The 549-nt window shown below is 68.9% G+C and carries 1 protein-coding gene; it reads right to left on the bottom strand.

Going from position 1 to position 549, the window contains the following annotated elements; genetic code table 11:
- Nucleotides 1–549: polyketide synthase dehydratase domain-containing protein (locus tag NP777_RS47160; RefSeq protein ID WP_256656364.1), on the bottom strand; the 549-nt coding region annotated here is incomplete at both ends.

Here is a 549-nt window from a genome sequence, read left to right as displayed (position 1 = left end):
ACCACCGAGCCCCACCACGTGCAGCGCCGAATCCAACAGCGCCGGATGCAGACCAAACACACCCGCATCGGACCGCGCGCCCTCCGGCAACTCCAGCTCCGCGAAGACCTCGCCATCGAGCCGCCACGCGGACCTCAGCCCCCGGAACACCGGGCCATAGGCCAGCCCCAGGCCCGCCATACCCTCGTACAGACCATCCAGCGCAACCGGCGCCGCACCCACCGGAGGCCATACGCCCAGATCGAACGACGCCGCCGACGCACCCTCCACGAGCGCACCCGAAGCATGACGCAGCCACGCCTCATCGGCAGCCGCGTCCTCAAACCGCGAATACACCTCGAACGCACGACGACCCGAACCGTCCGGCTCCCCCACCGACAGCTGAAGCTGGACACCGCCCACCTCCGGAAGCACCAGCGGCGCCTCCAGCGTCAACTCCTCAACCCGCTCACAACCAACCTGGTCACCCGCGCGAACCGCCAACTCCACAAAGGCCGTACCCGGCAGCAGCACCGAACCCATCACGGCGTGATCCGCCAGCCACGGATG

It is taken from the genome of Streptomyces rugosispiralis, from assembly GCF_024505145.1.
GTDB classification, from domain to species: Bacteria; Actinomycetota; Actinomycetes; order Streptomycetales; family Streptomycetaceae; genus Streptomyces; species Streptomyces rugosispiralis.
The sequence above is the reverse complement of the archived record's forward strand: the minus strand, read 5'-3'. Positions and strand labels throughout refer to the sequence as shown.